This window comes from Runella limosa DSM 17973 (assembly GCF_000482465.1).
Classification (GTDB): domain Bacteria; phylum Bacteroidota; class Bacteroidia; order Cytophagales; family Spirosomataceae; genus Runella; species Runella limosa.
On the sequence record NZ_KI519426.1, the window covers coordinates 236936 to 262678 of the forward strand.

The 25743-nt window shown below is 43.1% G+C and carries 16 protein-coding genes; 10 read left to right on the plus strand and 6 right to left on the minus strand.

Going from position 1 to position 25743, the window contains the following annotated elements; translation table 11 throughout:
* The first annotated feature begins 47 nt into the window (after positions 1–47).
* On the plus strand, positions 48–782 hold the full coding sequence (locus K339_RS0125790) for a LytR/AlgR family response regulator transcription factor (protein WP_028526187.1): 735 nt from the start codon (positions 48–50) through the stop codon (positions 780–782).
* Positions 783–856: 74 nt separating this feature from the next.
* Here K339_RS0125790 and K339_RS0125795 read toward each other — a convergent pair whose 3' ends face one another.
* Entirely contained in the window at positions 857–1831 is a 975-nt protein-coding gene (locus tag K339_RS0125795; RefSeq protein ID WP_028526188.1) for a polyprenyl synthetase family protein, read from the minus strand.
* A gap of 198 nt (positions 1832–2029) precedes the next feature.
* Between K339_RS0125795 and K339_RS34830 the strand changes: the two genes are divergently transcribed.
* From K339_RS34830 to K339_RS0125810, 3 genes are read left to right on the plus strand one after another with little or no spacing between them, the layout of a single operon-like run.
* On the plus strand, positions 2030–2956 hold the full coding sequence (locus K339_RS34830) for a patatin-like phospholipase family protein (protein ID WP_051398256.1): 927 nt from the start codon (positions 2030–2032) through the stop codon (positions 2954–2956).
* 2 nt (positions 2957–2958) lie between these two features.
* Positions 2959–3408: a GNAT family N-acetyltransferase gene (locus tag K339_RS0125805; RefSeq protein ID WP_028526189.1), complete on the plus strand. Its 450-nt coding sequence runs from the start codon at positions 2959–2961 to the stop codon at positions 3406–3408.
* A 13-nt stretch (positions 3409–3421) separates the two neighbouring features.
* On the plus strand, positions 3422–4090 hold the full coding sequence (locus tag K339_RS0125810) for a YggS family pyridoxal phosphate-dependent enzyme (RefSeq protein ID WP_028526190.1): 669 nt from the start codon (positions 3422–3424) through the stop codon (positions 4088–4090).
* A 99-nt stretch (positions 4091–4189) separates the two neighbouring features.
* Here K339_RS0125810 and secA read toward each other — a convergent pair whose 3' ends face one another.
* From secA to K339_RS36790, 4 genes are all read right to left on the minus strand, one after another.
* The gene (gene secA / locus K339_RS0125815; RefSeq protein WP_028526191.1) at positions 4190–7540 is read right to left on the minus strand and encodes a preprotein translocase subunit SecA; all 3351 of its coding nucleotides are present in this window, start codon (positions 7538–7540) and stop codon (positions 4190–4192) included.
* Between the two features lie 166 nt (positions 7541–7706).
* The gene (locus K339_RS0125820; RefSeq protein WP_028526192.1) at positions 7707–8912 is read right to left on the minus strand and encodes an ABC transporter permease; all 1206 of its coding nucleotides are present in this window, start codon (positions 8910–8912) and stop codon (positions 7707–7709) included.
* A 79-nt stretch (positions 8913–8991) separates the two neighbouring features.
* Positions 8992–10356: a glycoside hydrolase family 140 protein gene (locus tag K339_RS0125825; protein ID WP_211243844.1), complete on the minus strand. Its 1365-nt coding sequence runs from the start codon at positions 10354–10356 to the stop codon at positions 8992–8994.
* Positions 10357–10428: 72 nt separating this feature from the next.
* On the minus strand, positions 10429–16248 hold the full coding sequence (locus K339_RS36790; RefSeq protein WP_157607749.1) for a T9SS type A sorting domain-containing protein: 5820 nt from the start codon (positions 16246–16248) through the stop codon (positions 10429–10431).
* Positions 16249–16362: 114 nt separating this feature from the next.
* Here K339_RS36790 and K339_RS0125850 point away from each other — a divergent pair, with 114 nt between their 5' ends.
* Together K339_RS0125850 and K339_RS0125855 are read left to right on the plus strand one after the other, a co-directional pair.
* Positions 16363–18564: a penicillin acylase family protein gene (locus K339_RS0125850; protein ID WP_028526198.1), complete on the plus strand. Its 2202-nt coding sequence runs from the start codon at positions 16363–16365 to the stop codon at positions 18562–18564.
* A gap of 209 nt (positions 18565–18773) precedes the next feature.
* Positions 18774–22193 (plus strand): DUF4175 family protein, encoded by a 3420-nt coding sequence (locus tag K339_RS0125855; protein WP_028526199.1) that lies wholly within the window; start codon positions 18774–18776, stop codon positions 22191–22193.
* 93 nt (positions 22194–22286) lie between these two features.
* On the opposite strand, the gene K339_RS0125860 is transcribed toward K339_RS0125855, so the two are convergent.
* The gene (locus K339_RS0125860; RefSeq protein WP_157607750.1) at positions 22287–22616 is read right to left on the minus strand and encodes a hypothetical protein; all 330 of its coding nucleotides are present in this window, start codon (positions 22614–22616) and stop codon (positions 22287–22289) included.
* 550 nt (positions 22617–23166) lie between these two features.
* On the opposite strand from K339_RS0125860, the gene K339_RS0125865 reads away from it, so the two are divergent.
* The 4 genes from K339_RS0125865 to K339_RS0125880 all read left to right on the plus strand — a co-directional run bounded on the left by K339_RS0125865 (position 23167) and on the right by K339_RS0125880 (position 25724).
* A complete protein-coding gene (locus K339_RS0125865) occupies positions 23167–23943 on the plus strand; it encodes an OmpA family protein (RefSeq protein ID WP_229598815.1) in 777 nt (258 codons plus the stop codon).
* 27 nt (positions 23944–23970) lie between these two features.
* Positions 23971–24510, plus strand: a complete 540-nt coding sequence (locus K339_RS34835) for a helix-hairpin-helix domain-containing protein (RefSeq protein ID WP_051398257.1) — start codon at positions 23971–23973, stop codon at positions 24508–24510.
* A 28-nt stretch (positions 24511–24538) separates the two neighbouring features.
* Positions 24539–25078: a helix-hairpin-helix domain-containing protein gene (locus K339_RS36235; RefSeq protein WP_051398258.1), complete on the plus strand. Its 540-nt coding sequence runs from the start codon at positions 24539–24541 to the stop codon at positions 25076–25078.
* Positions 25079–25274: 196 nt separating this feature from the next.
* On the plus strand, positions 25275–25724 hold the full coding sequence (locus K339_RS0125880) for a hypothetical protein (RefSeq protein WP_028526202.1): 450 nt from the start codon (positions 25275–25277) through the stop codon (positions 25722–25724).
* The last annotated feature ends 19 nt before the right edge of the window (positions 25725–25743 follow it).

Below are 25743 nucleotides of genomic sequence, written 5' to 3' on the forward strand. Positions count from 1 at the left end.
ACTAATATATAACCAATAACCGTGGCTTGCCCACTTAAATACCACGAATGAAAGCCCTTATTATTGATGATGAACGGTTGGCGCGGAACGAATTGCGCCGTTTGCTTGAAAATTTTCCTAAAATCGAAATCGTGGGAGAAGCTGCCAACGCCGATGAAGCCAAAAAACTCGTTGAAGACCTTCGTCCCGACTTGCTTTTTTTGGATATTCAAATGCCTGGCAAAAATGGATTTGAACTGTTGGAATCGCTCGAAGATGATACCATTCCCGAAGTGATTTTTACAACTGCCTACGATGAATATGCGCTCAAAGCCTTTGAATACAATGCCTTGGACTACATCCTCAAGCCAATTGATTTGGCGCGTTTGAGCGAGGCTGTTCACCGTGTTTTTGAAGAATTTGACCGTAAGCACGAAGGAGAGTCGGTGTCTGAGCGTAAAATTTTGGGGGAAAACGACCAAGTATTTATCAAAGACGGCGAAAAATGTTGGTTTGTAAAATTAGGAAAGGTGCGTCTTTTCGAGTCGATGGGTAACTACGTGCGTTTGCATTTTGATGACCAAAAGCCGTTGGTTCTCAAGTCTTTAAATGCCTTGGAAGAACGACTTGACCCCGTGTGTTTCTTCCGCGCAAATCGCAAGCACATCATCAATTTGCAGTGGATTGATAAAATTGAGCCGTGGTTTTCGGGAGGGCTTTTGGTGACGTTGAGAGGAAGCGGGGAGAAAATAGAAATTTCGCGCCGCCAAGCCATCCGATTCAAAGACATGCTGAGTTTGTAAGAAATAACCCAAAATTGTCTTTGGTTTTAACCTCATCCCAACCCTTCTCCTTTCTGGAGAAGGGCTTTTTAGTCTTACTTGTTACGTTCAATCGTAAACTGTACCAAGCCTTCCAAGGAATTACGATAAGCTGATTCGGGGAAAGAGTGCAAGATAACCTTAGCCTCGTCCACCAAGCGCTGCATGGCCTGTGTAGCGTACTGGATGCCACCCGATTCGCGAACAAATTTGATGACTTCCGCAACTTTTTGCGGCTTGTCGCTATGGTTTTTAATGAGATTGATGATGTGGCGTTTGGTACTCCAAGAAGACTGACTCAGCGCATGAATGAGCGGAAGCGTCATTTTTTTCTCTTTAATATCAATACCGAGCGGTTTACCAACTTCCGCATCGCCAAAGTCAAAAAGGTCATCTTTGATTTGAAAAGCAAGCCCGACTTTTTCGCCAAACTCTCTCATTTTTTCCACTAAATCTTCGGTCGCACCTGCCGACTGGGCACCTACGGCGCAGCAAGAAGCGATGAGCGAGGCCGTTTTTTGGCGAATGATTTGAAAATAAACTTCTTCGGTAATATCAAGCCGACGGGCTTTGGCCAGTTGGAGTAGTTCCCCTTCACTCATTTCACGTACAGCATTTGATACAAGCTGTAGGAGTGTAAAGTCTTTATTATCAACGGATAAAAGCAGTCCTCGTGAGAGTAAATAGTCGCCAACCAATACCGCAATTTTGTTTTTCCAAAGGGCATTGACCGAGAAAAAACCGCGACGGTAGTTGGAGTCGTCCACCACATCGTCGTGCACAAGGGTCGCCGTATGGAGCAATTCAATAAGCGCAGCACCACGGTAAGTAGCTTCGGTAATTGTACCACTTACGCCCGCCGTTAAAAAAACAAACATGGGTCTCAGTTGTTTGCCTTTACGACGGACAATGTAATTCATGATTTGGTCGAGGAGCATCACCTCGCTTTTCATAAACTGCCGAAATTTGCTTTCAAAAGCATCCATTTCGGAGGCAATTGGCGCCTGAATATCTTTTATTGAGAGGGACATATTATCAGTGGGCTATTCAGTAAACAGTGAATGTGGGGAAAATAGTTTAGCTGAAAGTGCCTGCAACTTTAACCTTTTTTTGATTTGTTGTCTAACAAACGCCAAATTTGGGACAAAATCTATTAACATTACACCAAAGTGGCATAATTTGTTTGGAATTTGTGAAGAAAATAAAAAAATCAGGCTAAAGATAGATGTATGAGAGCATTAGTATTGGGCGGTGGTTCGCTTAAAGGGGCATTTCAAGCGGGAGTTATTCAGGCTATTTTAGAAGAGGGTTTTGAACCCGACATGATTTACGGAGTATCGGTCGGAAGTTTGAATGCAAGTTATTTGGTGAACGAAGCGGGGCGTCAGACAATTGAACATAAAAAAATTGATTGGCCGCGCTTGAGTCGCCTCCTCATTGAGTTTTGGATCAAAAATATTACAGGCCCCGAAGCCATTGCAAAACCCCGCTCACGTCTTACATTAGGTTTTGATACGCTTATGAGCCGTTTTGATGGCCTCTTGGACAATACGCCCCTAAAAAATTTGCTTCGCACCAACGTGGATGAATTTATTTTACGAACAAGCCCCATCAAGCTCAAAGTAGGTGCGGTGGATGTTATCAGTGGCAAAATGGTGTATGCCACGCCCCAAGAAGCCGATTTTTTGGATTATGTACTTGCAAGTAGCTCATTGCCGACGATTATGCCGCCCGTGTTGATTAAGGGGCAACGAAAAACGGCCCTGTTGGATGGAGGGTTGAGGGTGGTCGCGCCTTTGAAAGCAGCCTTAGAAGACGGAGCGACCGAAGTGGTGTGCGTGGCTTGTCACTCCGAACATATTTACGGCGAAACGGTCAATTACCGAAATGTGCTGCAATTGATGGAGCGAGTAAAGGACATCAACGTCAACCAAATTGTAAACAGTGACATCGCCTGGGCGCAAAGCTATGTCGAAAATGAAAACCTAAAGGGGCGACCGCTGAAGCTAAAGGTGATTCGCCCACACGAACCTTTGCATTTGGACATGCTCAAATTTCAATCGGAAGACATTGTACGGTTGATTGTACAAGGGTACAAAACGGGCGTAGAGTATATTCAATCAGAAGACAACAAGTATTTTTTTCAAAGTAAGTAGTTATGCAAATTACCATTCGTAAAGGTACACCCGAAGATGTACCGCAAGTATTCGCGTTGGTTCAGGAGCTTGCCTTGTATGAGCGTGCGCCTGAGCAAGTCACCAACACCCCCGAAATGATGTTGAAGGATGGTTTTGGCCCAGAACCCATTTTTGGCCTTTTTGTGGCGGAGGTAGATGGTCAAATCGTCGGGATTTCGCTGTATTATTATCGGTACTCGACTTGGAAAGGAAAACGACTCTATTTGGAGGATTTGATTGTGACGGAGTCGATGCGGGGGCATGGATTGGGAAAAATGTTGTTGGATACCACCGTTCAAGAGGCAAAAGATACCAATTGCACAGGAGTGATGTGGCAAGTGCTGGATTGGAATGAGCCGTCCATTAAGTTTTATGAACGCTACGGCGCGCGTTTGGATGGAGAGTGGATCAATTGTCATTTAGATTTTTAAAGGCCAAAGAAGGATGGGTATTGCTGAAAATATACAACAAATAGTAACCGAAATTTCACCTGCTGCACGGCTCATTGCTGTCACCAAAACCAAGCCTGTTGAGATGCTCATGGAAGCGTATCAAGCTGGTTTTAAGCGGTATGGAGAAAATAAGGTACAAGAAATGGTGGGTAAATACGAACAAATGCCGAAAGACATTGAATGGCATTTGATTGGACATTTACAAAGCAATAAAGTCAAATACATGGCTTCTTTTGTTGCCATGATTCATTCGGTGGATAGCCTGAAATTGTTGCAAGAAATCAACAAACAAGCAGCCAAAAACAACCGAGTGATTGACTGTTTGTTGCAGGTATTTATTGCCCAAGAAGAAACAAAATTTGGACTTTCGGAGGAAGAATTAGAGGCGCTATTGCTTTCGGAGGAGTTAAAATCAATGCAAAATGTGCGTATCGTAGGGCTGATGGGTATGGCTTCTAATACCGATGACGAAGCCCAAGTGCGGTTGGAATTTAGAGGGTTAAAACAGCTTTTTGACAAGCTCAAAAACCAATCTGCCGCTTTTCCCCCAAACGTTGATTTGCAAGAAATTTCGATGGGAATGAGTGGTGATTATCCCCTTGCGGTGGAAGAGGGAAGTACGCTCGTCCGCGTAGGTAGCGCTATTTTTGGTTCGCGATAAACGTGAAGAGGGTTGCTCACAACCCGATTATCAACCGAATAAAGAAGAAAGCCCCGACCATGCGGTCGGGGCTTTCTTCTTTATTCGGTATAGTAGAACTTAGGCAATCACGACACAATCGCCGCGTTCTACTTCGTGTTCTACTTTCTTGTATTTTACATCTTTCACCACACGGCCATCGCGGTACTGAACCGTCACTTTTTGGTTACGGTCGGCGATTTTAATGGCACGTACAGGCATCGTTTTTTCGGTCTGACGAGCGGCGTAAGCATCTGGGCCGCCTACTTCCTCAAACTCCTCATCCTCGCGGTTGGTGTGAAGTTCTGGCTCAGGCTGACGCACTTGGCGTTGCGATTGCTGCTGCGGTGGTTCTTCCTGAGGAATGAACGATTTTACCAAGAAACTTACCGTTTCAAAATTGACTTTGCTCATCAACTTCTTGAACAACTCAATCGACTCAAACTTATAGATCAACAATGGGTCTTTTTGTTCGTAAGCCGCGTTTTGTACCGACTGTTTGAGGTCGTCCATGTCGCGAAGGTGCTCTTTCCATTCTTGGTCGATGAGCGAAAGCACCACAAATTTCTCCATTTCACGAACAATCTCACGTCCGTTTGACTCAATGGCTTTCACGAGATTGACGCCAATTTGCGTGCCTTTGATACCGTCCGTGAAAGGAATTACGATTTCTTGGATGGTACCACCGCGTTCTTCATGGATTTGTTTCAAAACAGGCAACACTTGCTCTGCAATGAACTTATTTTTATTCGCATAATGGCTCTCAGCTGCTTCGTATAAGCGTTGAATACGTTGCTCAGGTTTAAGCTTGTTGTAGTCATCGCGCGTAAATGGTGGTTCAATGCCAAAATTGGTGATGACGGCCAATTCAAGTTCTTCGTAGCTACCTTCGGTATTATTGATGATGTCGTTACAAACATCGTACATGGTGTCAGCAATGTCAATCGCGAGGCGATCTCCAAAAAGGGCATTCCGACGGCGTTTGTAGATGCTTTCACGCTGCATGTTCATGACGTCATCGTATTCGAGGAGGCGCTTACGTGTACCGAAGTTGTTTTCTTCGACTTTCTTCTGCGCTCTTTCAATCGACTTTGACACCATCGAGTGCTGAATCACTTCGCCTTCTTCCAAGCCCATGCGGTCCATCACACCTGCGATGCGGTCAGAACCAAACATACGCATCAGCCCATCTTCCAACGACACAAAGAACTGCGACGTTCCTGGGTCTCCTTGGCGACCTGCACGCCCCCGCAACTGACGGTCAACGCGGCGGCTTTCGTGGCGTTCGGTACCAATGATAGCCAAACCTCCCGCTGCTTTTGACTCTGGAGTAAGCTTGATGTCGGTACCACGACCTGCCATGTTGGTCGCAATCGTAACCGTACCAGGTTTCCCTGCTTCCGACACAATTTCGGCTTCGCGTTGGTGTTGTTTGGCGTTCAAGACTTGGTGTGGAATCTTACGAAGGGTAAGCATACGGCTCAATAACTCTGAGTTTTCGACCGAAGTTGTACCCACCAACACTGGGCGTCCTTTGCCCACCAGCTCAACGATTTCGTCCACCACGGCGTTGTATTTCTCCCGTACCGAACGATATACTTTATCTTCTTCGTCTTTACGCGCAATCGAGATATTAGTAGGAATACTAACAACGTCCAATTTGTAAATCGTCCAGAATTCACCTGCTTCGGTTTGGGCAGTACCCGTCATACCGCAAAGCTTGTGGTACATACGGAAGTAGTTTTGGAGCGTAACCGTGGCGTAAGTCTGCGTAGCGTCTTCTACTTTTACGTTTTCTTTGGCTTCAACGGCTTGGTGCAATCCGTCTGACCAACGACGGCCTTCCATGATACGGCCCGTTTGTTCGTCAACGATTTTTACCTTTCCGTCCATCAACACATAGTCCACGTCACGTTCAAACAACGAATAGGCTTTCAACAACTGTTGGATTGTGTGAATACGCTGCGTTTTGACCGAATAATCGCGCAAAACTTCTTCTTTACGAATAAGTTTTTGCTGATCGGTAAGCTCAGAATCTTTGTCAATCACATTCAAATCAATCGACAAGTCAGGCAATACGAAGAAGTTAGGGTCTTCGGCCGAGCCTGTCATATAGTCAAGCCCCTTTTCAGTAAGCTCGATACTATTGTTTTTCTCTTCAATGGTAAAATAGAGTGGAGCATCGGCTTCTGGCATCAACTTTTGGTTTTCGGCCAAATAGATTTTCTCCGTTTCTTGCATGAGGGTTTTGATACCCGTTTCACTCAAGAACTTAATAAGCGGTTTGTATTTTGGGAAACCACGGTGCGCGCGGAAAAGGGCCAAACCTCCTTCTTTTTTGTCGCCTGCCGCAATTTTCTTTTTGGCTTCGTTGAGCAAATCTGTCACGAGACGTTTTTGGGCTTCGACAATGCGCGATACGCGGGGTTTTAGCTCGGCAAAGTCTTGTTCGTCGCCGCGCGGTACAGGGCCGCTGATAATCAAAGGCGTACGGGCATCATCCACCAAAACGGAGTCAACTTCATCGACCATTGCAAAGTGGTGTTTGCGTTGCACAAGCTCTTCGGGCGAGTGCGCCATGTTGTCGCGAAGGTAGTCAAAACCAAATTCGTTGTTGGTTCCGTAAGTGATGTCAGCCAAGTAGGCTTGGCGGCGAGCGTAGGTATTGGGTTGGTGGCGGTCGATACAATCAACGCGCAAACCATGAAACTCAAACAAAGGAGCATTCCACTCACTATCGCGGCGGGCAAGGTAGTCGTTGACCGTCACGACGTGAACGCCTTGTCCTGCAATGGCATTTAAGAAAGCAGGGAGCGTTGCAACGAGGGTTTTACCTTCACCCGTAGCCATTTCGGAGATTTTCCCTTGGTGCAATACCGTTCCCCCGATGATTTGAACATCGTAGTGAACCATGTTCCACTTGATAGGGTGGCCTGCCACATCCCAGGTCGTTCTCCAAATAGCTTTATCGCCGTCGATGGTAATATGATTTTTCCTAATTGCGAGTTCGTGGTCTAAGAGACTGGCAGTGACCTCCAGACTTTCATTTTCGGTAAAACGACGCGCGGTTTCTTTGACAATGGCAAAGGCCGTGGGCAAAATCTGCATCAGGACTTTTTCCAACTCTTTGTCGCGTTCAAGCCCTAAGCTATCAATTTTTTTGAAAATGTTCTCTTTGGCATCAACGTCCATGTCGGTATTGGTAGCCACTTGCTGGCGCAGCGCGTCTATTTGGTCGTCGATGGCCTTGAGTTCATTCGCAATAAAAGTCTTGAGTTCTTGCGTTGCGTTTCGAAGCTGGTCATGGCTGAGTGTACGTAGTTTAGCAAATTCGGCATTTACTTTGTCCACGTAGGGGGCAAGTTCTTTCAAATCACGTTCCGATTTGGTCCCAAACAGCCCAGAAAAACTTTTTGTGAGGAATTTAATCATTGTTACTGTATGAGTCAACCAACAAAGGCCAACGGTTTATGTATTTTTCTATAGCACAAATATCGCACCCACTTCGGGAATTTTCTACAAAATTAGCTTTTTGTCAGCAGTTTAATGACATTTTAAGGGTTTGATTGCTTGTTTCGGTCAAAATGTCAGCCTCAAATTAAAGTCGGCTTGCACGTTGAGCGGGAATAAACGACACCAAAATCGTGATGGAAATGACGGTGACAGCCGTAATAACAAAGTCTGGCCATTCCATTTTTACGGGATAAGCATCTACCACCGAACTCACTATGCCCATGGAGAACAAACCATATTGTTTTTGTAATAAACAGGCACCGATTCCCAAAAATAATCCAAAGAGTGCTCCTGTGAATGCAATTAGACTACCTTCTAACAAAAAAATGCGTTTGACGGTAGAAGCATTTGCGCCCATGGCAAACAGCATTTTAATATCGTCTCGTTTTTCAATCACCAACATCGAAAGTGAAAAGAAAATATTGATGGCCGCCACCAAAATGATTAACCCAAGAGAGACTGTGACAAACAGTTTTTCGATGCGAATGGCGCGTAAAAGGTCGGCATTTTGCTCATCGCGGGTGCGCACAACAAATGTATCTCCAAGTAGGTCTTGAATCTCGTTTTTTACTTGATTGGAGTCTGAGTTAGGTTGAAGTTGAATTTCAAGTGCTGAACGTTGGTTGCCATAGCCAAGAAGCCCGGTGGCAAATTCGAGGGGTACAATTACGTAATCGTCAAACCGCAGTTCCAACATATAGACTCCACCAACGCGAATAATTTGTTGGTTAAAAGCGTCAGCATTGGTCAAATTAAGCGTTTTTACGTCCGAACGAGGGTAAGCAAGCTCAAGCGGAGTAAAAACATCGTTGACCGAAATTCCCAATAGTTGTTGGACTGTTCCGCCTACTACCGCTTTGGGTTCGCCGTTGTTTACAAGGGCAAGTTTGCCTTCAATCATTGCGGTATCAAGCTGATGCCGTTGGGTGAAAGTTTCATCTACTCCTTTAATTTTGGTCACTACACGACGATTACCGTAGGTGGCTAAGGCATTGTCTTCTACTACTTGAGTTACGAATTTTACTCCTTTAATCTTCTTTATTTTGTCTAAATGTTGTGGCAGAATAGTGAACCGCTTACCTTGAGCGGGCGTAACTTTAAGATCGGGGTCAAAACTCCGAAATAGCTGTCGATTTAGCTCTCCCATGCCATTAAATACGGACATTACTACAACTAGAGCCATCGTTGAGACACATACCCCCAGCATCGAAATGATAGAGATAATACTAATAAAGCTGTTTTTTTTCTTGGAAATAAAATAACGGCGTGCTACAAATAAGGGGAAATTCATTTATCTGTTTTCAGTTTCGGGTTTTCTGTTTGGGGTTTCCAGTTTTCTGTTTCGGGTCTTACTTTTTGTCCTTTGCTTCTTATTTATTACTTATAACCAAAGTCCAATCGCAGGTAGGGCAGGCTACGGGAGGTTTAAATTCTTGAATACCTTCGTTTTTAAACGCTCCAATCGGCGTAGAAACACCATCGCGGGGGTTAAACCAAGTGGCTTTGAGTTGAGGTATAGAGAACTTGGCAAGGTCAATTTTTAATGGTTTTCCTGTTGGAGAATAGGCAAACATAAACTCTTTATTTTCACCGACAGCAGCCATTTGATACCCAGCATCTTCGGAGTTGTCATTTTTCAGAATGCCCTGGTCGGGTATTAGTTGTGCCCAAGGATAGGCTTCAAAAAGTTTACGCATGTATCCCATTTGCCAAGCCCCTTCGTGATTGGTGGCTGCCCGCCAATGCGTGCGGGCTACCGAAATGGCGGGATTGCGATTGGGGTCAAAAAACTGCCAAACGTTATGGTCGCCGTAAGTATGGCCTGCGCCGCCCGAAAGCATCGCCCACCAAGCGGCCTGACGAACATCGTGCGAATTGAAATAATCTTTTTCAGGTTTCCAATCAATCGGATGGTCTTCGTAGCGTGGTTCACCATCGAGGGTAGGCTTTACGGGAAAAAGTTGGTAATTCTGGCGCTGCATAACGTAATTTTTGGCGTTTTTGGCCGAGTGCCCCGACTGAAACATGTTGAAATTGAGCCAGTTTTCTTTGTGGAAAAACGCGGCCGAATTACTACCCCCTGTTGGATGATAGGTCATAAGTTGGGTGCCTCCGTGGCCTGCTTTGAGGCCCTCAGCCATGGCATTGATGATAGAAAAATGTTTTTCAGTTTCGGGGTTACGGTCGCCGCCCAAAATCCAAACAATGGGCTTACCTTTATAACGTTTTCCAAGCCATTGACCATATATTCGGGCGTTTTCGGGTGTAAAAACTTCGGGGCCAACGCCCCATTTTTTGTTGAATTTATCCCCCCACGTAGGCAGCATGCCAATCACTAGCCCCAACGATGCAGCTTTGTTTACCACATAGTCAACGTGTTGGAAATACAACTCATTGGGCTGCGAAGGGTCATTGTTTTTCAAGGGAAGCTGTCCGTATTGGTTGGGCTGCCCGAGCCCGTCAAACTCTGCCAAAGCCACGGCCTGAATGACCGTAAAACCTTGTTCTGCGCGGCGTTTAAGGTAAAAATCAGCCTCTTCTTTGGTGAGTCGATGAAACAATTCCCAAGCGGTATCCCCCAACCAAAAGAACGGTTTGCCATCGCCACGCGAAATGACCCGTTTGTCAGGAGCGATGTATAATTTTGACCACTGCGCTTGTTTGGGTGCAGGTTGAGCAAAGGCACAAAAACTCAGGCAAACTACCGATGAAAAGGCCAACAAAAATCGTTTCATGGGGTTGAAATGGTTCAGTTTAGGAGGGCGAAAGTAATAAAAAAAGCCGACGGTTGGTCGGCTTTGGGGAGGTTAATCTAGTTTGGTTACTTTCAAATTTACTTGCTGGGTTGGGGTGGTTATTCGTAGGAAATAAAGCCCCGTTGGCAAGCTAGTGATGTTAAGCTGCTCCGTGTGATTGTCTGTTTCGGCGACAAATTGGCTTTTATGATGCACCCGCCCAGTAACGTCCACCCATTCACACTGAATTTCTTGTTGCTTGGCTTGTTTCACACTGAGAACGGCGGTAGTAGCGGCTGGGTTGGGCGTAATACTGAATGATGAAGCATCTGGCGATGAATCAACGGAGCGCCTAGCTGAGGAATTTCCCACCTTTGATTGAATACGAAACCAGTGTTCTTGATAGGAAATGGATGTCCCCTGAGGAAACCGTAGTGAAGGGGTTAGTCCCATCCCTTTTTGCGTCCAATAACGAATACTGAGTTTGTACAAACCCGCTGGCAGACCATCGTCGTAGCGGTTTTGTTTGTTTTCGTTTTCTGCGTAGAATCCAAAATTAGGGTGGTTTTGGGCGTATAACTCCGTAAATCCATCCCGATTGGCATACATAAAATAGGGTGCATTATTTTCATGGGTATTGAAGGAAACGGGAATGCCAATCTCGGGGGTCGCCAGCATGTCAAATGAAACAGAACCTTCGCTAGAAACATCACAAATATCAACGTAAGCTGTCCAAAAACGAGGTTGAATTTTGTTGGGATTATCGAGATAATAGATGCTAGGGGTTGTTTGTGTGCTAAAGGCCAAAGATGGGCCATTGTCGGGGGTAACAAATTGCGAGTTCCAAGCAGAAAGTGTGATGTTTTGTCCCTGTTTGGTTGCACTTTTTGACTGGCCAATGTTGATGAGAATTACCTCAAAAGGTTTCCAAAAAATGGTTTTAACGGGGCTTTCGGGCGATTGGATGGCGCCTGTACTGCATTTTGCCGTGAAGGTCCGACTTGTTTGCGTGGACGAATGGATGTCGATAAATGGTGCATTTTCTCCTGTGCTCCAAATAGTAGAAGTGTTGGGGGGACAATTGGAGGTGAGCCGAATCGTTTGGGTTAAACATACCGTATCACGAGGGCTTGCTGTGATTGTCGGTGGAGAGAGCGATTCGTCTTTAACCGCCATCGTAAACGCTTTTGCCGTGAAAGTTCCAGAACAAGCAGAAGCGACCACCAACCGATACTCACTGCCATTGTCGGCGACAGTTACGTTGGCGATTGTATAGACAAAGTCAGCGTTTGCTGCGGTCGAAATGGTATCAATTTTCAAGTCAGAATAATCACTGTCGTTTAATTTCTTACGTTGCCATTTTATTGCTACCGTACCTGTATAGTTGCGCTTTACAACCAACGAAACTGTTGTGTTTGGTATCACAGGATTAGGGACATTGGCAGTGACGTCCGAAAGAATAATGGGGTTGCTACATTCGGGGTAGGTGGTAAGTTGTTGACTTGACGGAGTCCGTAAAGAAATGCCACTTTTTAGGTTTTTTAAACACCCAATTTTATGATTATCAAATTCTAAATAGTTCAGTGAAAAGGGCAGGGATGGAAGGCAGGTGATTTTATTGTACGAGCAGCGTAGTTCAGTCAAAGAAGCGGGTAGAGTTGGAATTGTTGAAATTTTATTGTTGACACAATCTAGCCTTTGCAAACTGTTTGGAAGCGCAGGTAATTGTGTTAAAGAGTTATTGCTGATGTATAATTCAGTAATATTATTAGGTAGAGAGCTAATGGATTGTAAAGCATTAGACCTTACTTCCAGCGTGCGTAAAGTAGGGGGTAATTTGGGTAAAGTTTTGAGTAAATTTCCAGTAATATACAGAGAATGAAGAGACGCGAACCCCTCAATACCAGTCAAATCATTTATACGACTATAACTTACTGATAAGTAAGTGAGTGATGCGGCAGGTGGTAATAAATAATTGCAATCGTCAATGCAATTTGAACAGCTTCTCCGAATTGCATTGGCAAAATTTATGTCTGGGATAAAAGTACTACAAGCAGATGGCTTAGGGATTATTTCACCTTTTGAATTGAAAACTTTTAAATTCAAATTTTCACTAGATACACATTTGATCTTTTCTTCATCAATTTTAATTGAAGATACTGAGTTCGGCAAGGGAGTAAGGCAGATGACAGGGTTGTTAGAAATATCAATTGATTCCAAATTTGGGAAAAAATGCAAGTCCACAATTTTGTCAATATTTTTTCCTGAGAGGGTCAATGATTTTACTTTTTGAGTCTCAATAGAATTTATTCTCATGCAATCATCAAAACAACTCGGACAATTCTCCGCAATAGCTTTTTGTAGATTCGAATCTGAAATTCCGCAAAATGGAAGAGAAGAATTTGCGTTTACATAAATCTCACGTACCGAATTTGGTAAACAGGTTATTTTTGTGTTATAAATACTAATATTTCTTAATTTTGGGGGGAGGAATGGTAAGCATTCTAGCTGAGGATTTTGATCGAGCGAAATTATTGATAGCTCGGAAGGTAGCTCTGGAAGTTTTGTTAGATTATTGTTGCTACAATATAAATAAGTAAGACTCTGAGGTAGTTTAGGTAAAGTGGTTAGCAAATTGTAATTGGAGTTAAGGTTGGTAATTGAAGACGGTAGTTCCTCTATTTCTAACAAATTGTTTGAAGAAAAATCTAAATAATTTATATTCTTAGGCAATTTATTGAATTTTTTTATTGAATTATTGGATATATTTAAGGAAGTTAAACTACTTGGCAGTTCTGGAAGAAATGTTAATTTGTTGTTGCTACAGTTTAAAGTTTTAAGTGATTGAAATCCAACGATTCCTGTTATATTTTTTATTTCATTGCCGTAGATGTTCAAATTTTCAAGTGCTTTGGCGGGTGGTAAGAGATTGTTACAATCATCCAAGCAAGTTGGGCATTGTTGTTTGATTGCTTTTACAAAGTTAATATCAGAAATGCGTTCTGGGCATAATACGGGTGTGTCTATCAATTGCCCACTTTTATCATACACTTTGAGATTGGAGTTGTGGGCAGGTAAGCAGGTTATTTTTTCAGTATCAATGGTCAATGAAAGGAGACTTTCGGGTAAAAATGGAATACAAATAATATTATTGTTGCTTACATTTAACGTCTCAATATTGGGAAAGTTCTCAAGCCCGACTAAACTGTTTATACTTTTGCCTGAAATGTCAAGACTTGTTATTTTTAAAGCTTCTTCACGGTTAATTTCGATACACGAATTGAAACAATTACTGCAAACTTCACGAATAGCCATGATTAAATTTGGATCGCCCAAACTGCAAAGAGGTAGTGGATTTGTATAATTAGTGTTTAGGATAAGATTGTCAACTTTATTGGGAAGGCATTTGATTGCAGCATTTCCGTATATTTCTAGACGTTTTAACCCTTTAGGTAGAAAAGGTAAACAAGTAATTAGTGGGTTTTGGCTACAATTTATAACCTGTAAAGACGAAGGTAGTTCTGGTAGTGAGCTTAGTTGATTGAATCGAACATTAAGCTCGATAAGTGTATTCGGAAGTTTATCAATAAAAGATATTTGATTGCTAGAAACGTCGATTTTTTGTAGAAAATTAGGTAGATTTTGAAGAGATTTTAACTTGTTATCTTGTAAAGATAATATTCTCAAATTAATAGGTAAATTTATTATTTCAATAATTTTATTTGCTGAAAAACTAGCTTCTATTAAACTATCAGGTAAATTTTCGATATGCGTTAATTTTCCACTCGACCAGGTCAGTGAACGTAAATTTTTAGGCAATTTAGGAAGCCTTTCTCCTTCACAGTTATAGCATGTTAAATTGGTTAGTGCCCTTAGTTTTGATAACTCATCAATGCCTTTCGTTTGGTAGATTGTTAGCCAAGTCAAAGATTGAGAAGGCGGTAAAAGATTATTGCACTCATTTATACAATTATAACAAGAATTACGGATACTATTTGCTAATATGTTGTCTAAAATTTTGACACATTTTTCAGGAGTAGGTACAAGTTGGCCTATTGAATTATACACTTTTAACTCTGGCAATGAATCTGGGATACAAGTGATTTTGTCGGTATCAATAGTAATGTTCAATAAGTTTTTAGGAATATTAGAGAGACAAGTGATAGGGTTATTGCTGATGTTTAAAGACTGAAGTGATGTAAACATCTCAATTCCTTCAAGCGATGAAATATTCTGCCCTGATAAATTGAGATTTGTAATTTTCTCAATTTCTTGCTCTTTTATTTTTAAACATTCATCAAAACAAGAAGGGCATACTTTTTGGACAGCAGCAATAAGATTGATGTTAGCTATACCACAAAGCGGGAGCTCTTTCCCATTGAGATAGATAGTGGTGCTTCTAATTTTATTTGGAGCACAACTTATGGGGTTATTATTAATAGAAATGCTATAAATTGAGTTAGGAAGCAGTGGTAAACACGTAATTGAATTATTATCGCAATAAAGTGATGTAAGTTGAGATGGTAAAGAAGGTAACTTGGTAAGTGAGTTAGATTTGACATCCAACGTACCTAATCGAGAAGGAAGAGGGGGGATCTCAATTAATTGGTTATTGTAGGCTATAAGTGTGTTCAGATTAGATAATGACGCAGGTAAAGTACGAAGGAGGTTATAACTACAATCTAGCAGTGTAAGTGTTGGGGGGAGTTTTGGTAAAAAGGTAATTAAATTATTATTACAATATAATTGGTTAAGAGCAGCGGGTAAAGTGTCTATTTTGGTAAGTTTGTTTTGTGCCAGTTGCAGAAATTGAAGGTTTGGAGGAAGAATAGGCAATGATGTAATTTTATTGTTCTGAACATCAAGACGAAGTAATGAATTTGGCAGATTATCAGGTAAACTTTCTAGTTGAGCATAGCGACATGAAAGGTTTTGTAGGGACTTGAAATGTTCAATTCCGTTAAGTGAGTTAGTAGGAAGTCCATCAAGGCTAAGATATGTTAAAGTGAACGCATAGGGAGTCAAATTATTACAGTTGTCAAAACAAGCCGAGCAGTTATTTTTAATTGCAGTGAGTAAAACTGGATTGCTTATCTTCACACAAGCCCCCATCCCTTCCACAAGATTCCCCTTGGCATTATAAACCTTCAAATCTGCTATGGCCGTGGGTAGGCAGCTAATTTTATCTGCATCTAAGTATAAAACTGACAGAGAACTGGGCAAGGCGGGCAAACAGCTGATTTGGTTTTCCTGACAGTATAGGGTTGCTAGGCTATTGGGTAGGGTTGGTAATTGGGTGAGTTTGTTGGATAAACAAAACAATGTTTTAAGACCCGCAGGCAAGGCATTAGGCAGGGCTACCAACTGATTGTTGGAACACGTGAGCGATGTCAGCGTGTTTGGGAGGTCGGGTAAGTTGGTAAGTTGGTTGTTGTTGCAGGCCAAGGCCGTTAGGGTATTGGGAAGATTGGGCAAAAATGGTAGCTGATTATAGCTGCAAGACAGCGTCGTCAAACCAGCAGGTAAAGTTGGTAAACTCGTGATTTGGTTGACATCACACTGGAGGGTCGTCAGGGTAGATGGAAGTGTTGGTAATTGAGTGAGTTTGTTGCTGTGACAATTCAGGGACTTTAAAGATGTAAACCCACCAATCCCAGTTAAGTCACTCACTCCTTTGTTGGAGATGTCCAAAGACGTAAGGGTCGTTGCGGGGAAAAGTAGCTTGTTGGCGTCGTCAATACAAGTTGGACAGACCTCTCGGATGGCTCCTGCGAAGGCATTGTCGGTAATGGTTTGGGCCTGCGTAGGAAGGGTGCCCAGAATGCTTGTCAAAATTAAAAAAAGCCATTTGCAAACGTTTGATGCAGTTAATGGAAGTAAGATAGGTTTCATGGCAAGGATATTTTCAGTAGATTTACTCGGAATAGTAAGCAATTCTAACGCACAAATTCCAGATAAACAAGTTAAAACCTGATTTTTTCGTTAACCTAAACTTTACTCTTCATCATGCTTCAGCGGTTTATTTTTCCAACCCTTATTGGTTTTTTAGTACAATCGTTCGCTTTTGCCCAAAATTTCTCAACGGAAGAAATCGCCAAGTGGCAACAGCAAGCCAACCAAATCACCATCGTCAAAGACAAGTGGGGGGTGCCTCACGTATATACTAAAACCGACGCAGACGCCGTGTTTGGGATGATGTACGTTCAGTGCGAAGAGTTTTTTAGTAAAGTAGAAAACTCATTAATAGTTAGACTTGGACGACAAGCAGAAGTGAACGGCGAATCGGATTTGTACCAAGATTTATGGGCAAAAACGTTTATTGACCCTACCAAAGCGCTTCAACTCTACTATCGCTCTCCCAAATGGTTGCGCAAATTGTGCGACGCCTACGCCGCTGGGATCAATTTTTATTTGCTTTCGCATCCTCAAATAAAGCCTAGGTTACTGACTCGCGTTGAGCCTTGGATGGCACTGATGAACAACATCCCTTCCATTGCCAACAGTAACTTGACCGAGGCCGAATTTCGGGCATTTTACGGGAAAGATGCCAGCGTTTCTTTTACTTCGGTAAGTTCGTCACTTGAACATGACTTTCAGCAAGCGGGTGGGTCAAATGGCTGGGCGATTGCTCCTTCACGGACACAAAACAAAAACGCTATTTTACTCATCAACCCCCACTCCGAGTTTTATGGTCGTATCGAAATTCACCTCGTGAGCGAAGAAGGACTTAATTCCTACGGAGCTCCGTTTTTGGGGCAATTCAATATTTTTCAGGGATTCAACGAATATTTGGGCTGGATGCACCCCGTTACGCTGTCGGATGGGAAAGACCTGTACGCCGAAACCGTAACGCGAAAAGAAAATGGCTATGTTTATCAGTACGATGGTAAATCGAAAGCAGTTGATAGTTCAAAAGTGACGCTGAAATACAAAAAAGGAGGGGAGTTGTTGTCAAAAACATTCACTATCTACCGTACTCACCACGGCCCAGTGGTGGCAGTACGCAATAAAAAGTGGATAAGTCTCAAATCCCAAGAGTCGAATATTGATTTGTTGGCAGTAAATTGGCAGAAAATGAAGGCAAAAAACCTGACGCAATTTACCAAGGTGCTCAACAAACGCGTGATGGTAGGAAACAACATCGTTTATGCCGACCGCGATGGTAATATTGGTTACTGGCACGGCAATTTTGTGCCAAAACGTAACCCTTCCTACGATTGGAAACGCCAAGTGGACGGCAGTATTAAAGAAACGGAATGGCAAGGAACGCACGCATTGGAGGAATTGCCATATTACATTAATCCTACCAATGGTTGGCTTCAAAACTGTAATTCCACGCCTTTGTATGCCGCAGGAAAGTTTGATTCAGTTATGAATAGAAAGCCCATTTATATGCTTCCCGACGGAAACACCCCAAGAGCGGTTAATGCCGTTCGGGTGTTAAGTCAACTTCAAAATGCGACTTTGGACGACGTAATCAAGGCAGCTCACGATTCTTATTTGCCCAATGCTGCTCGTTTTATTCCTTCTCTGATTGCATCTTTCGAGACGGTAAAAAATGATACAGTTTTTGCGGCTTTGGCAGGGACAATCAAAACGTTGAGCATTTGGGATTATCGTACTGACACATCCTCCGTGGCAACGACCTTGGCCGTATTATGGACAGAACGATTGGTGCAAATGAACGTGGCCAAATTGCCAAGACCCATCACCAACGAAGAACAATACTCCGTAACCAACGGATCTAATTTGTCGGTTGATTTTTTGTCGTCTGCCGAACAAGTAAAAATGCTTAGTCAGGTAGTGATGGATTTGCGGAAAGACTTTGGTACTTGGGAAGTTTCTTGGGGAAAAATCAATCGTTTTCAGCGCCTAGCGGATGGGAAACCTTTTAGTGACGCAGAGAAAAGCTGGGCAGTGCCTGCTACACCAGGGTATATGGGCTCACTCAATGCGTATGTGAGTCGGAAAGCAACGCAAACCAAGGCGCGTTACGGCGTCACAGGTAATACGTTTGTGGCAGCAGTTGAATTTGGTAAAGTGTTGAAAGCCAAAACGGTATTGACAGGAGGCGCCAGTACAGACTCGACTTCGCCTCATTACACCGATCAAATCAATGGATATATCAATGCGCAGTTTAAGGAAATCTTTTTTTATAAAAAGGATGTTTTGGCAAATGCCGAACGAACCTACAAGCCTGGAGAATAACGGGGTATTTTTTTGAAACATAATAAGAAAACAAACCCAAGCAATCGTCGGCAAAAAGACCACAGATGTCCCCCAAAATGCGTTATCCGCAGAATCTTTCTAGCAAACCATTACTTTTTGCATCATTTTTGCGTTATCTTTAAACGTATCTTCGTACAAGGAGTTATTTTACTATTGACTAAACACCAGCCAATAAAAAAATCGAGTTTATGACAACCCCAACCCTTTCCGTACTGCTGGAGCGCATTGGTGAGTACAAACGGAAATTTTACCTCAATCAGCTCATAAAAGGCGTCATCTTTGCATCCGCTTTTGTTTTGTCAGCCTATCTGTTTGTCAACACATTAGAGTACTTTGGGCGATTTAGTTCGGGCGTACGTGCTGCGCTTTTTTATGGATTTATCGGCATCTTGGGCTATGCCCTTGTGCGCTGGGTAGCCATCCCCATTTTTCATTTGTGGGGGTTGCGTAAATCACTGTCAGACGAAGAAGCCGCCAGCCAAATTGGAAGTTTTTTTCCCGAAATTGGTGATAAACTTGTCAATACCCTCCAGCTTCGTGGCTTGTCGGGACAGCAAACGGACTTGATTGAAGCGAGTATTCAACAGAAATCGAAGCAATTGATGATTGTTCGGTTTTCGGATGCCATCAAAATTGAACAAAACCGCCGTTACCTCAAATACGCAGTCTATCCTTTGGCCGCTATTGCGTTGGTTTTGATCATCAATCCCCGCTTTTTTGCAAGCAGTTCTGACCGTATCATTCACTTTGAAAAAGAATTTAATGACGCTCCTTTTACTTTTCAATTAGATAATCCAAACTTAAAAGCGTTTCGTAATGAGGATTTTACGCTTCGGTTGTCGTTGGCAGGAGGGGCTTTGCCAGAAGCTGTTTATGTAGTTCATAACAAGGCGAAGTTTAAACTTGATGCCGAAGACAACAATACGTATTCTTATACCTTCAAAAACGTACAACGTCCGATTGATTTTCAATTTGAGGCAGCGGGTTATAAGTCGAAAGAGTATGAATTGACCGTGGCCGAACGCCCAAGTTTGCTTTCTTTTGATGTTACTTTAAATTATCCTGCATATTTGGGAAAACCCGCCGAACAGTTAAGCAACGTGGGGAATTTGACGATTCCCGAAGGAACAACCATTAGTTGGGACTTTAATACAGATGCTACCAAAGACATGTCATTGGCTTTTGAAGGTGACCAAAAAGCCTATACTGCCGAGAGCAAACTGACGGGAGGATACGAGTTTAAACGTACGGTGCGCCGCTCGGGAAATTATGAAATCAAACTCAAAAACGATGATTCGCAAAACCGCGAGAAAATTAGCTATTTCCTCAACGTCATCAACGACAAGCACCCAACACTGACCCTTGAGAATTACCAAGATACGACCTTGTATAATTATTTTGTGTTGGGAGGAAACATAGCCGACGACTACGGTTTTTCTAACCTACGGGTGTTTTATAATTTGCGCCGCAAAACCGATAAAACCGACCCTAAAAAGGTGGCTTATAAAGGATTTAGTATTCCTTTTAATAAATCTACTACGAGCCAAACGTTCTATTTTCAGTGGTATGTGGATAGCCTCCGTCTGACGCCTGGCGACCGCATCGAGTACTATGTGCAGGTATGGGACAATGACGGCGTAAACGGGCCTAAATCCGCGAAGTCGCGCATGATTGATTTTGCCGTTCCGTCGAAAGAAGAGGTGCGGGCTGAAGCCGAAAAATCGGCCGAAAAAACCGAAGCCCAAATCAACAAAACCCTTCAAAAAGCTAAGAGTTTACAAAAAGAAATCGAAAAACTCGACCAGCGTTTGAAGAGCGAAAAAGAGTTGGATTTCAAGGACAAAAAACAAATTGAAGACTTGTTGAAAAAACGCGATGAACTGCAAAACGACATGAAAAGTATGCAGGAACAAGCGCAAACTTCGCAAGAAAAGCAAGATAGATTTTCGGAGCAAAGCCCTGAGATGAAGCAAAAAATGGAACAGTTGCAAAAACTGATGAAGGAATTGCTCGACCCAGAAACGCAAAAACTGTATGAACAACTTGAGAAATTACTCGATCAACAACAGCGTGATGATAAAATGCAGGAGTTGATGAACAAGTTGAAAAACAAGGAGTTCAACGCGCAAAAGGAAATTGAGAAGGCCCTTGAGATGTTCAAACAAATGCAGGTGCAGCAAAAGGCGGAGCAGATTCAGAAGGATTTGAACGAAATGGCGGAAAAAGAAGAAAAACTTGCCGAAAAAGCCGAGCAGCTGGCCAAAGAACAAGAGCAGAAAGAGAAAGACCAAAAGGGAAAAGACCAACAAAATAAAGACGGTCAAAACAAAGAACAGGAGCAAAAACAAGAAGAGCTTAAAAAAGAGCAGGAAGAGCTAAACAAGGAATTTGACGAAACCAAGAAGGACATTGAAGAACTCGAAAAGCTCAATGAAGAATTAGACGATAAAAATGACATTGATACGGGCAAAGAAGACCAAAAAGATGTCGATCAAGAACAAGATAACAGCTCGAAAGAGTTGCAGCAAAAGCAAAACAAGAGCGCTTCGAAGTCGCAGAAAAATGCCGCGAAGTCGATGAAAAAAATGGCGCAAAAAATGCAGGAGTCGATGGAAAGTGCCGAAATGGAAGCGATGGACGAAAACATTGATAACCTCCGCGATATTCTCGAAAACCTCATTCATTTGTCGTTTGACCAAGAACGCGTAATGAAAGATTTTCGCGGCGTAGGGCTGCAAGATCCTCGTTTTATCAAATTGGCACAAGACCAACTCAAGCTACAGGACGATGCCAAGGTGATTGAAGATAGCCTCTACGCGTTGGCAAAACGAGTGATGCAAATTCAGACTTTTGTTACCCGCGAACTGAACGACATGAAGTTTCACATGACCGAAAGTACGCGTTTTATTCGCGAACGCCGCCTGAATATGGCCACCAGCAAGCAGCAATTTGCGATGACGTCGATGAACAATCTGTCGTTGATGTTGAGCCAAACCCTTCAACAAATGCAAGCGGCCATGATGGCCATGAGTATGCCAGGGAAAGGTAGTAAAAAAGGAAAAGGTAAGAACCCAGGGCAAAGCATGGGTGATTTACAAAAGCAACTGAACCAGCGGATTCAGCAACTTCAGAAAAACCAGCAAGGAGGCCAAGGTGGCATGGGAGGACGCCAAATGTCGGAACAATTAGCTAAAATGGCGGCCGAACAAGCCATGATTCGCCAGATGATGAAAGAACTGATGGACTCTCAGAAAGGAACGGAAGCTGGTAAAAAGTTGGGCAATGAAGTCAAAGATTTGATGCAAAAAATGGACGAAACCGAAACCGATTTGGTGAATAAACGGGTAAATCCTAATTTGATAAAACGCCAAGAAGAGATTGTGACGCGGTTGTTGGAGTCGGAAAAAGCGCTACGTCAGCAAGAAGAAGACAACCAGCGGAAATCGGAAACGGCCAAGCCTCAACCAAAAACACCGCCTGCGGCTTTTGAACAATACGTGAAAGAAAAGCAACGCCAAACGGAGTTGTTGCGCACGGTGCCACCAAGTTTTGCACCTTTCTACAAACGAGAAGCCGACAATTACTTCCGAAAAACGGGAGGAAAGTAAGGATAAAAGTATTGACATGAAAAAAGGCGGGTTAACCCGCCTTTTTTCATGTATTCCAGTTGCAAACACTTACACTTATTTATTTCAATACGCCTATTTGTCAGCGCGAGTCGTATTCTTTACTTCTGTTTTTGTCGAAGAAGGAGCAATAACTGTTGATTTGGCTACTGCAACGTTTTCTACTACAATGGTTGGAATCTCTACGTTTACATCCTGCGTTGGAAGCATTGAGATCAAGCGCAAATCATTTTTAGAGAACAATACAGTTGACGTAGGCGCTGTGAAGTTATCGTGTGTTGGCAAAGATGCCATCAATTGTTCGGCAATCTGTGTTTGGGTGCGGAGGCTTTTGCCATCTTGTGCCTCGGCGAAATGTCCAAGTGTCGAAACACTTAAAACAAGGGCAATCATAATAGATTTCATAGTGGTACTCTGTTTAAAATTAACGATTTAGCAATCTGCTTTTGGCTGTTGTGGTGTCTCAGAGGTGTTGTTGTTCTGATGACGATGCAAATGTGCAGCCTTTTTTTGGGTAGAAGAATTGAAAATGGATAAGTGGATTATTTTAAGGGATGAGCGGTTGGTGAAATTTTAAAAAACAGAATAATATTCTTAAAATATACTAAATTGTTGCAGTTGAATAGTAATAGTTAAATGAAAAATAAATAAAATGCAATTTAAAACAAAATAAAATTTTGCTTATTATATAGTATTATTCCGCGACAATTGAATTTTGTAAAGATGGCTATTGTGGGGTGTAGAAGAAAAATAGATAAATCATTGTTTTTGTGATACTTATACTTATTTTCACCGTCGTAAGTGCAAATTCTCCTTTTCACCACCAATCCCCTCATTACGTACTATGTCTTCAGGTGTCAAAACGCTTGCTTGGATTCTGCTTGTTGGCTGGATAGGTGGGGCTACCTACTGGCACGTTTGTAAAATCAAACTCCTGTGTGATGGTCCCTCAACTATGACTACAGCTCCCACTTATGTGAATCCCCCGCTGTCTATTGTTGATGGCGCCCAGCTCAACCTAAGTTCACCGCTGAATTTTGGTTTTAAGAAATCGGTCGCCGACCCCAACTACGCCAATGTGAAGAAAGAGCTAGATTCGTTGGCGGCTTACCTCAAAGCAAACCCAGGTCGAAAACTGACCGTCACGGGCTTGTATGCGTCTATTGAGCAAAACAACACTACTTTCCCCGACTTGGGATTTGCCCGTGCCGATGCGCTCAAGAAGTACCTTGTTGATGCAGGTGTGCCAGCAGCACAGCTCCAAACGGCAAGTAAGATGATTGATTTGCAGTTTAGCGTCGATGATTCTACGCACGGAATGGAATTTGGTTTTGATAGCCTTGCTCTTCCAAAATCAGAAGAAGCGCTGGCCGCTGCCGAAAAATACGAGGATGTTTTTAAACCAATGGATTTGTATTTCAAAACGGGAAGTGCTGATTACATCCATACACCCGACAATGAGAAGTTTTTGGACGAAGCTAAAAAATACCTAGCTACGCACAAAGATAAAAAGCTGTCGTTGACGGGGCATACCGATAACGTTGGGGCTGATGATAAAAACTTGGCACTTTCGGGCAAACGAGCAGCAGGCGTGAAGTCGGCTTTTGTGAAATTTGGCATCGCCGCCGACCAACTATCGACCGAAGCCAAAGGGGAAACCCAACCCAAGGCATCCAATGATACCCCCGAAGGCCGCAAAGCCAATCGACGTGTAAGTATTGTGGTTCAATAAACATTTACTCATTCAAATTTGACTTTTATGTACGGACATTTTAATCCTTTTGAACAAACAGGTGCGTGGTGGCAGCATATACTCATGGTTGTGATAGCGGCGGTGTTGGGGTACATTATTGGCTATATCACCAAAAAAAGCGAAGCAGAAAACCTAGAGGCAGAACTAGCCTCTTTGGATGCAGCAGTGGATGATTGCCAAAAAACGCAAGTGATTTCAGTAGCGCCTGCGCCTGTTAAGGTCGAGACCGCAACGGTGGTGCCTGTTGCAGCGGCGCTTGCACCCCTGGTCGTTCCTGAACCCGTTGTCGTTCCTGACGATTTAAAAATTGTGGAAGGCATTGGGCCAAAAATTGAGGAATTACTCAATAATGAGGGCATTTTGACCTTTGCTCAACTTGCAACGACCTCCCCAGAGCGTATCAAAGAAATATTGGTGGCTGGGGGCTCGCGTTTCCAAATGCACGATCCAACTACTTGGCCTGAGCAATCGGCATTGGCCCGCGACGGTAAGTTTGAGGAATTGAAAGCGTGGCAAGACGAACTCAACAAAGGCCGCAAGGGATAATGGTTTTACTTTCAAACTGACTTTTACCATGATTATATTACAAGTAACTCCTTTAAGTCAAAATTTTTGGGTCGCAGGTTTAGAAGCAATTGCTCTACTTGCGTTGGCTGCCTATATTGGTTGGTGGCTAGGACAGCGAACTTTTGCCGTCAAAATCGAAGGCTTACATGCTGATATTGATGCGAAACGTACCGCTTTAGACGATTGTAAAAAATCAAAAGTGGCGGTAAAGGTAGCGCACGCACCCGTTGAAACACCAGTGGTTTCCGTACCAGTGGCGGCTCTTGCCCCCGAACCCGTTGTGCCTGTCGTGCCCGATGATTTAAAAATTGTGGAAGGTATTGGGCCAAAAATCGAAGGGCTGCTCAACAACGAGGGCATTTTTACCTTTGCCCAACTTGCCACCACTGCCCCCGAGCGCATCAAAGAAATATTGGAAGCCGCAGGGCCTCGCTTCCAAATGCACGACCCAACTACTTGGCCAACACAATCGGCCATGGCGCGCGACGGCAAATGGGATGAGCTAAAGACTTGGCAAGAAGAACTGAATAAAGGTAGGTTGGAGTAGCCAGACTAGACCTCTCTGTTTGATACATTTAAAAGAAAGCCCCTTTTTGGGGCTTTTTTATTACCGTTTAATAAATCGAAATACCGCTAACTAAGTTTAACATCCAGTTTAGGCCAAATTCAAGCTAGTTTTGATTAGTACATCGCGTACGAATCAGGTAATTAGGTTTGTTTCAATACTTTAAACTGTGATTGTTATGAAAATTCTTCCTGTTGTCAGAGGTGGTATCGGCCTCCTTTTTCTGTTTTTTTCTTCTTCCAATTTTCTGAGTTGTGCTTGTTTGGATGCGACCGTAGGCGAACCTGCCGAAACGGTTTCGGGCCAAGTAGTGGTCAATGTAACGGGGCTTGAACAGCTATCAACCAATGGCGAAAAAAAATACGTCACGGTGAGCTATTCGGGAAATTTAGAGAACAGTGATTCAAAATTTGGTGAGACGGCCTTTAGCGTCAATCGCTCTTACGAAATCAAAGCGGGGAGTGTACACCCCAATCCTTCCATTACCCGCGTTGCCCTGAAATATGGGACGTGGACTGTGCGGGTTCAGGCCGATAGTTGGTCGAGCCAATGTAGCTGCAAAATGGACGACAAACACAGTCCAAGATTTGTTTTTACCTATCCAAACTCCCAAGGAGTTTGCCAGTAGCGTACGCATTAACCTTTTG

Excerpts from the sequence above, each read along its gene's own strand:
- K339_RS0125790 (WP_028526187.1), top strand. The coding sequence starts at position 48 with ATGAAAGCCCTTATTATTGATGATGAACGGTTGGCGCGGAACGAATTG.
- K339_RS0125865 (WP_229598815.1), top strand. The coding sequence starts at position 23,167 with ATGACTACAGCTCCCACTTATGTGAATCCCCCGCTGTCTATTGTTGAT.
- K339_RS36235 (WP_051398258.1), top strand. The coding sequence starts at position 24,539 with ATGATTATATTACAAGTAACTCCTTTAAGTCAAAATTTTTGGGTCGCA.
- K339_RS34830 (WP_051398256.1), top strand. The coding sequence starts at position 2,030 with ATGAGAGCATTAGTATTGGGCGGTGGTTCGCTTAAAGGGGCATTTCAA.
- K339_RS34835 (WP_051398257.1), top strand. The coding sequence starts at position 23,971 with ATGTACGGACATTTTAATCCTTTTGAACAAACAGGTGCGTGGTGGCAG.
- K339_RS0125810 (WP_028526190.1), top strand. The coding sequence starts at position 3,422 with ATGGGTATTGCTGAAAATATACAACAAATAGTAACCGAAATTTCACCT.
- K339_RS0125855 (WP_028526199.1), top strand. The coding sequence starts at position 18,774 with ATGACAACCCCAACCCTTTCCGTACTGCTGGAGCGCATTGGTGAGTAC.
- K339_RS0125850 (WP_028526198.1), top strand. The coding sequence starts at position 16,363 with ATGCTTCAGCGGTTTATTTTTCCAACCCTTATTGGTTTTTTAGTACAA.
- K339_RS0125805 (WP_028526189.1), top strand. The coding sequence starts at position 2,959 with ATGCAAATTACCATTCGTAAAGGTACACCCGAAGATGTACCGCAAGTA.
- K339_RS36790 (WP_157607749.1), bottom strand. The coding sequence starts at position 16,248 with ATGAAACCTATCTTACTTCCATTAACTGCATCAAACGTTTGCAAATGG.
- K339_RS0125795 (WP_028526188.1), bottom strand. The coding sequence starts at position 1,831 with ATGTCCCTCTCAATAAAAGATATTCAGGCGCCAATTGCCTCCGAAATG.
- K339_RS0125825 (WP_211243844.1), bottom strand. The coding sequence starts at position 10,356 with ATGAAACGATTTTTGTTGGCCTTTTCATCGGTAGTTTGCCTGAGTTTT.
- K339_RS0125880 (WP_028526202.1), top strand. The coding sequence starts at position 25,275 with ATGAAAATTCTTCCTGTTGTCAGAGGTGGTATCGGCCTCCTTTTTCTG.
- secA (WP_028526191.1), bottom strand. The coding sequence starts at position 7,540 with ATGATTAAATTCCTCACAAAAAGTTTTTCTGGGCTGTTTGGGACCAAA.
- K339_RS0125860 (WP_157607750.1), bottom strand. The coding sequence starts at position 22,616 with ATGAAATCTATTATGATTGCCCTTGTTTTAAGTGTTTCGACACTTGGA.
- K339_RS0125820 (WP_028526192.1), bottom strand. The coding sequence starts at position 8,912 with ATGAATTTCCCCTTATTTGTAGCACGCCGTTATTTTATTTCCAAGAAA.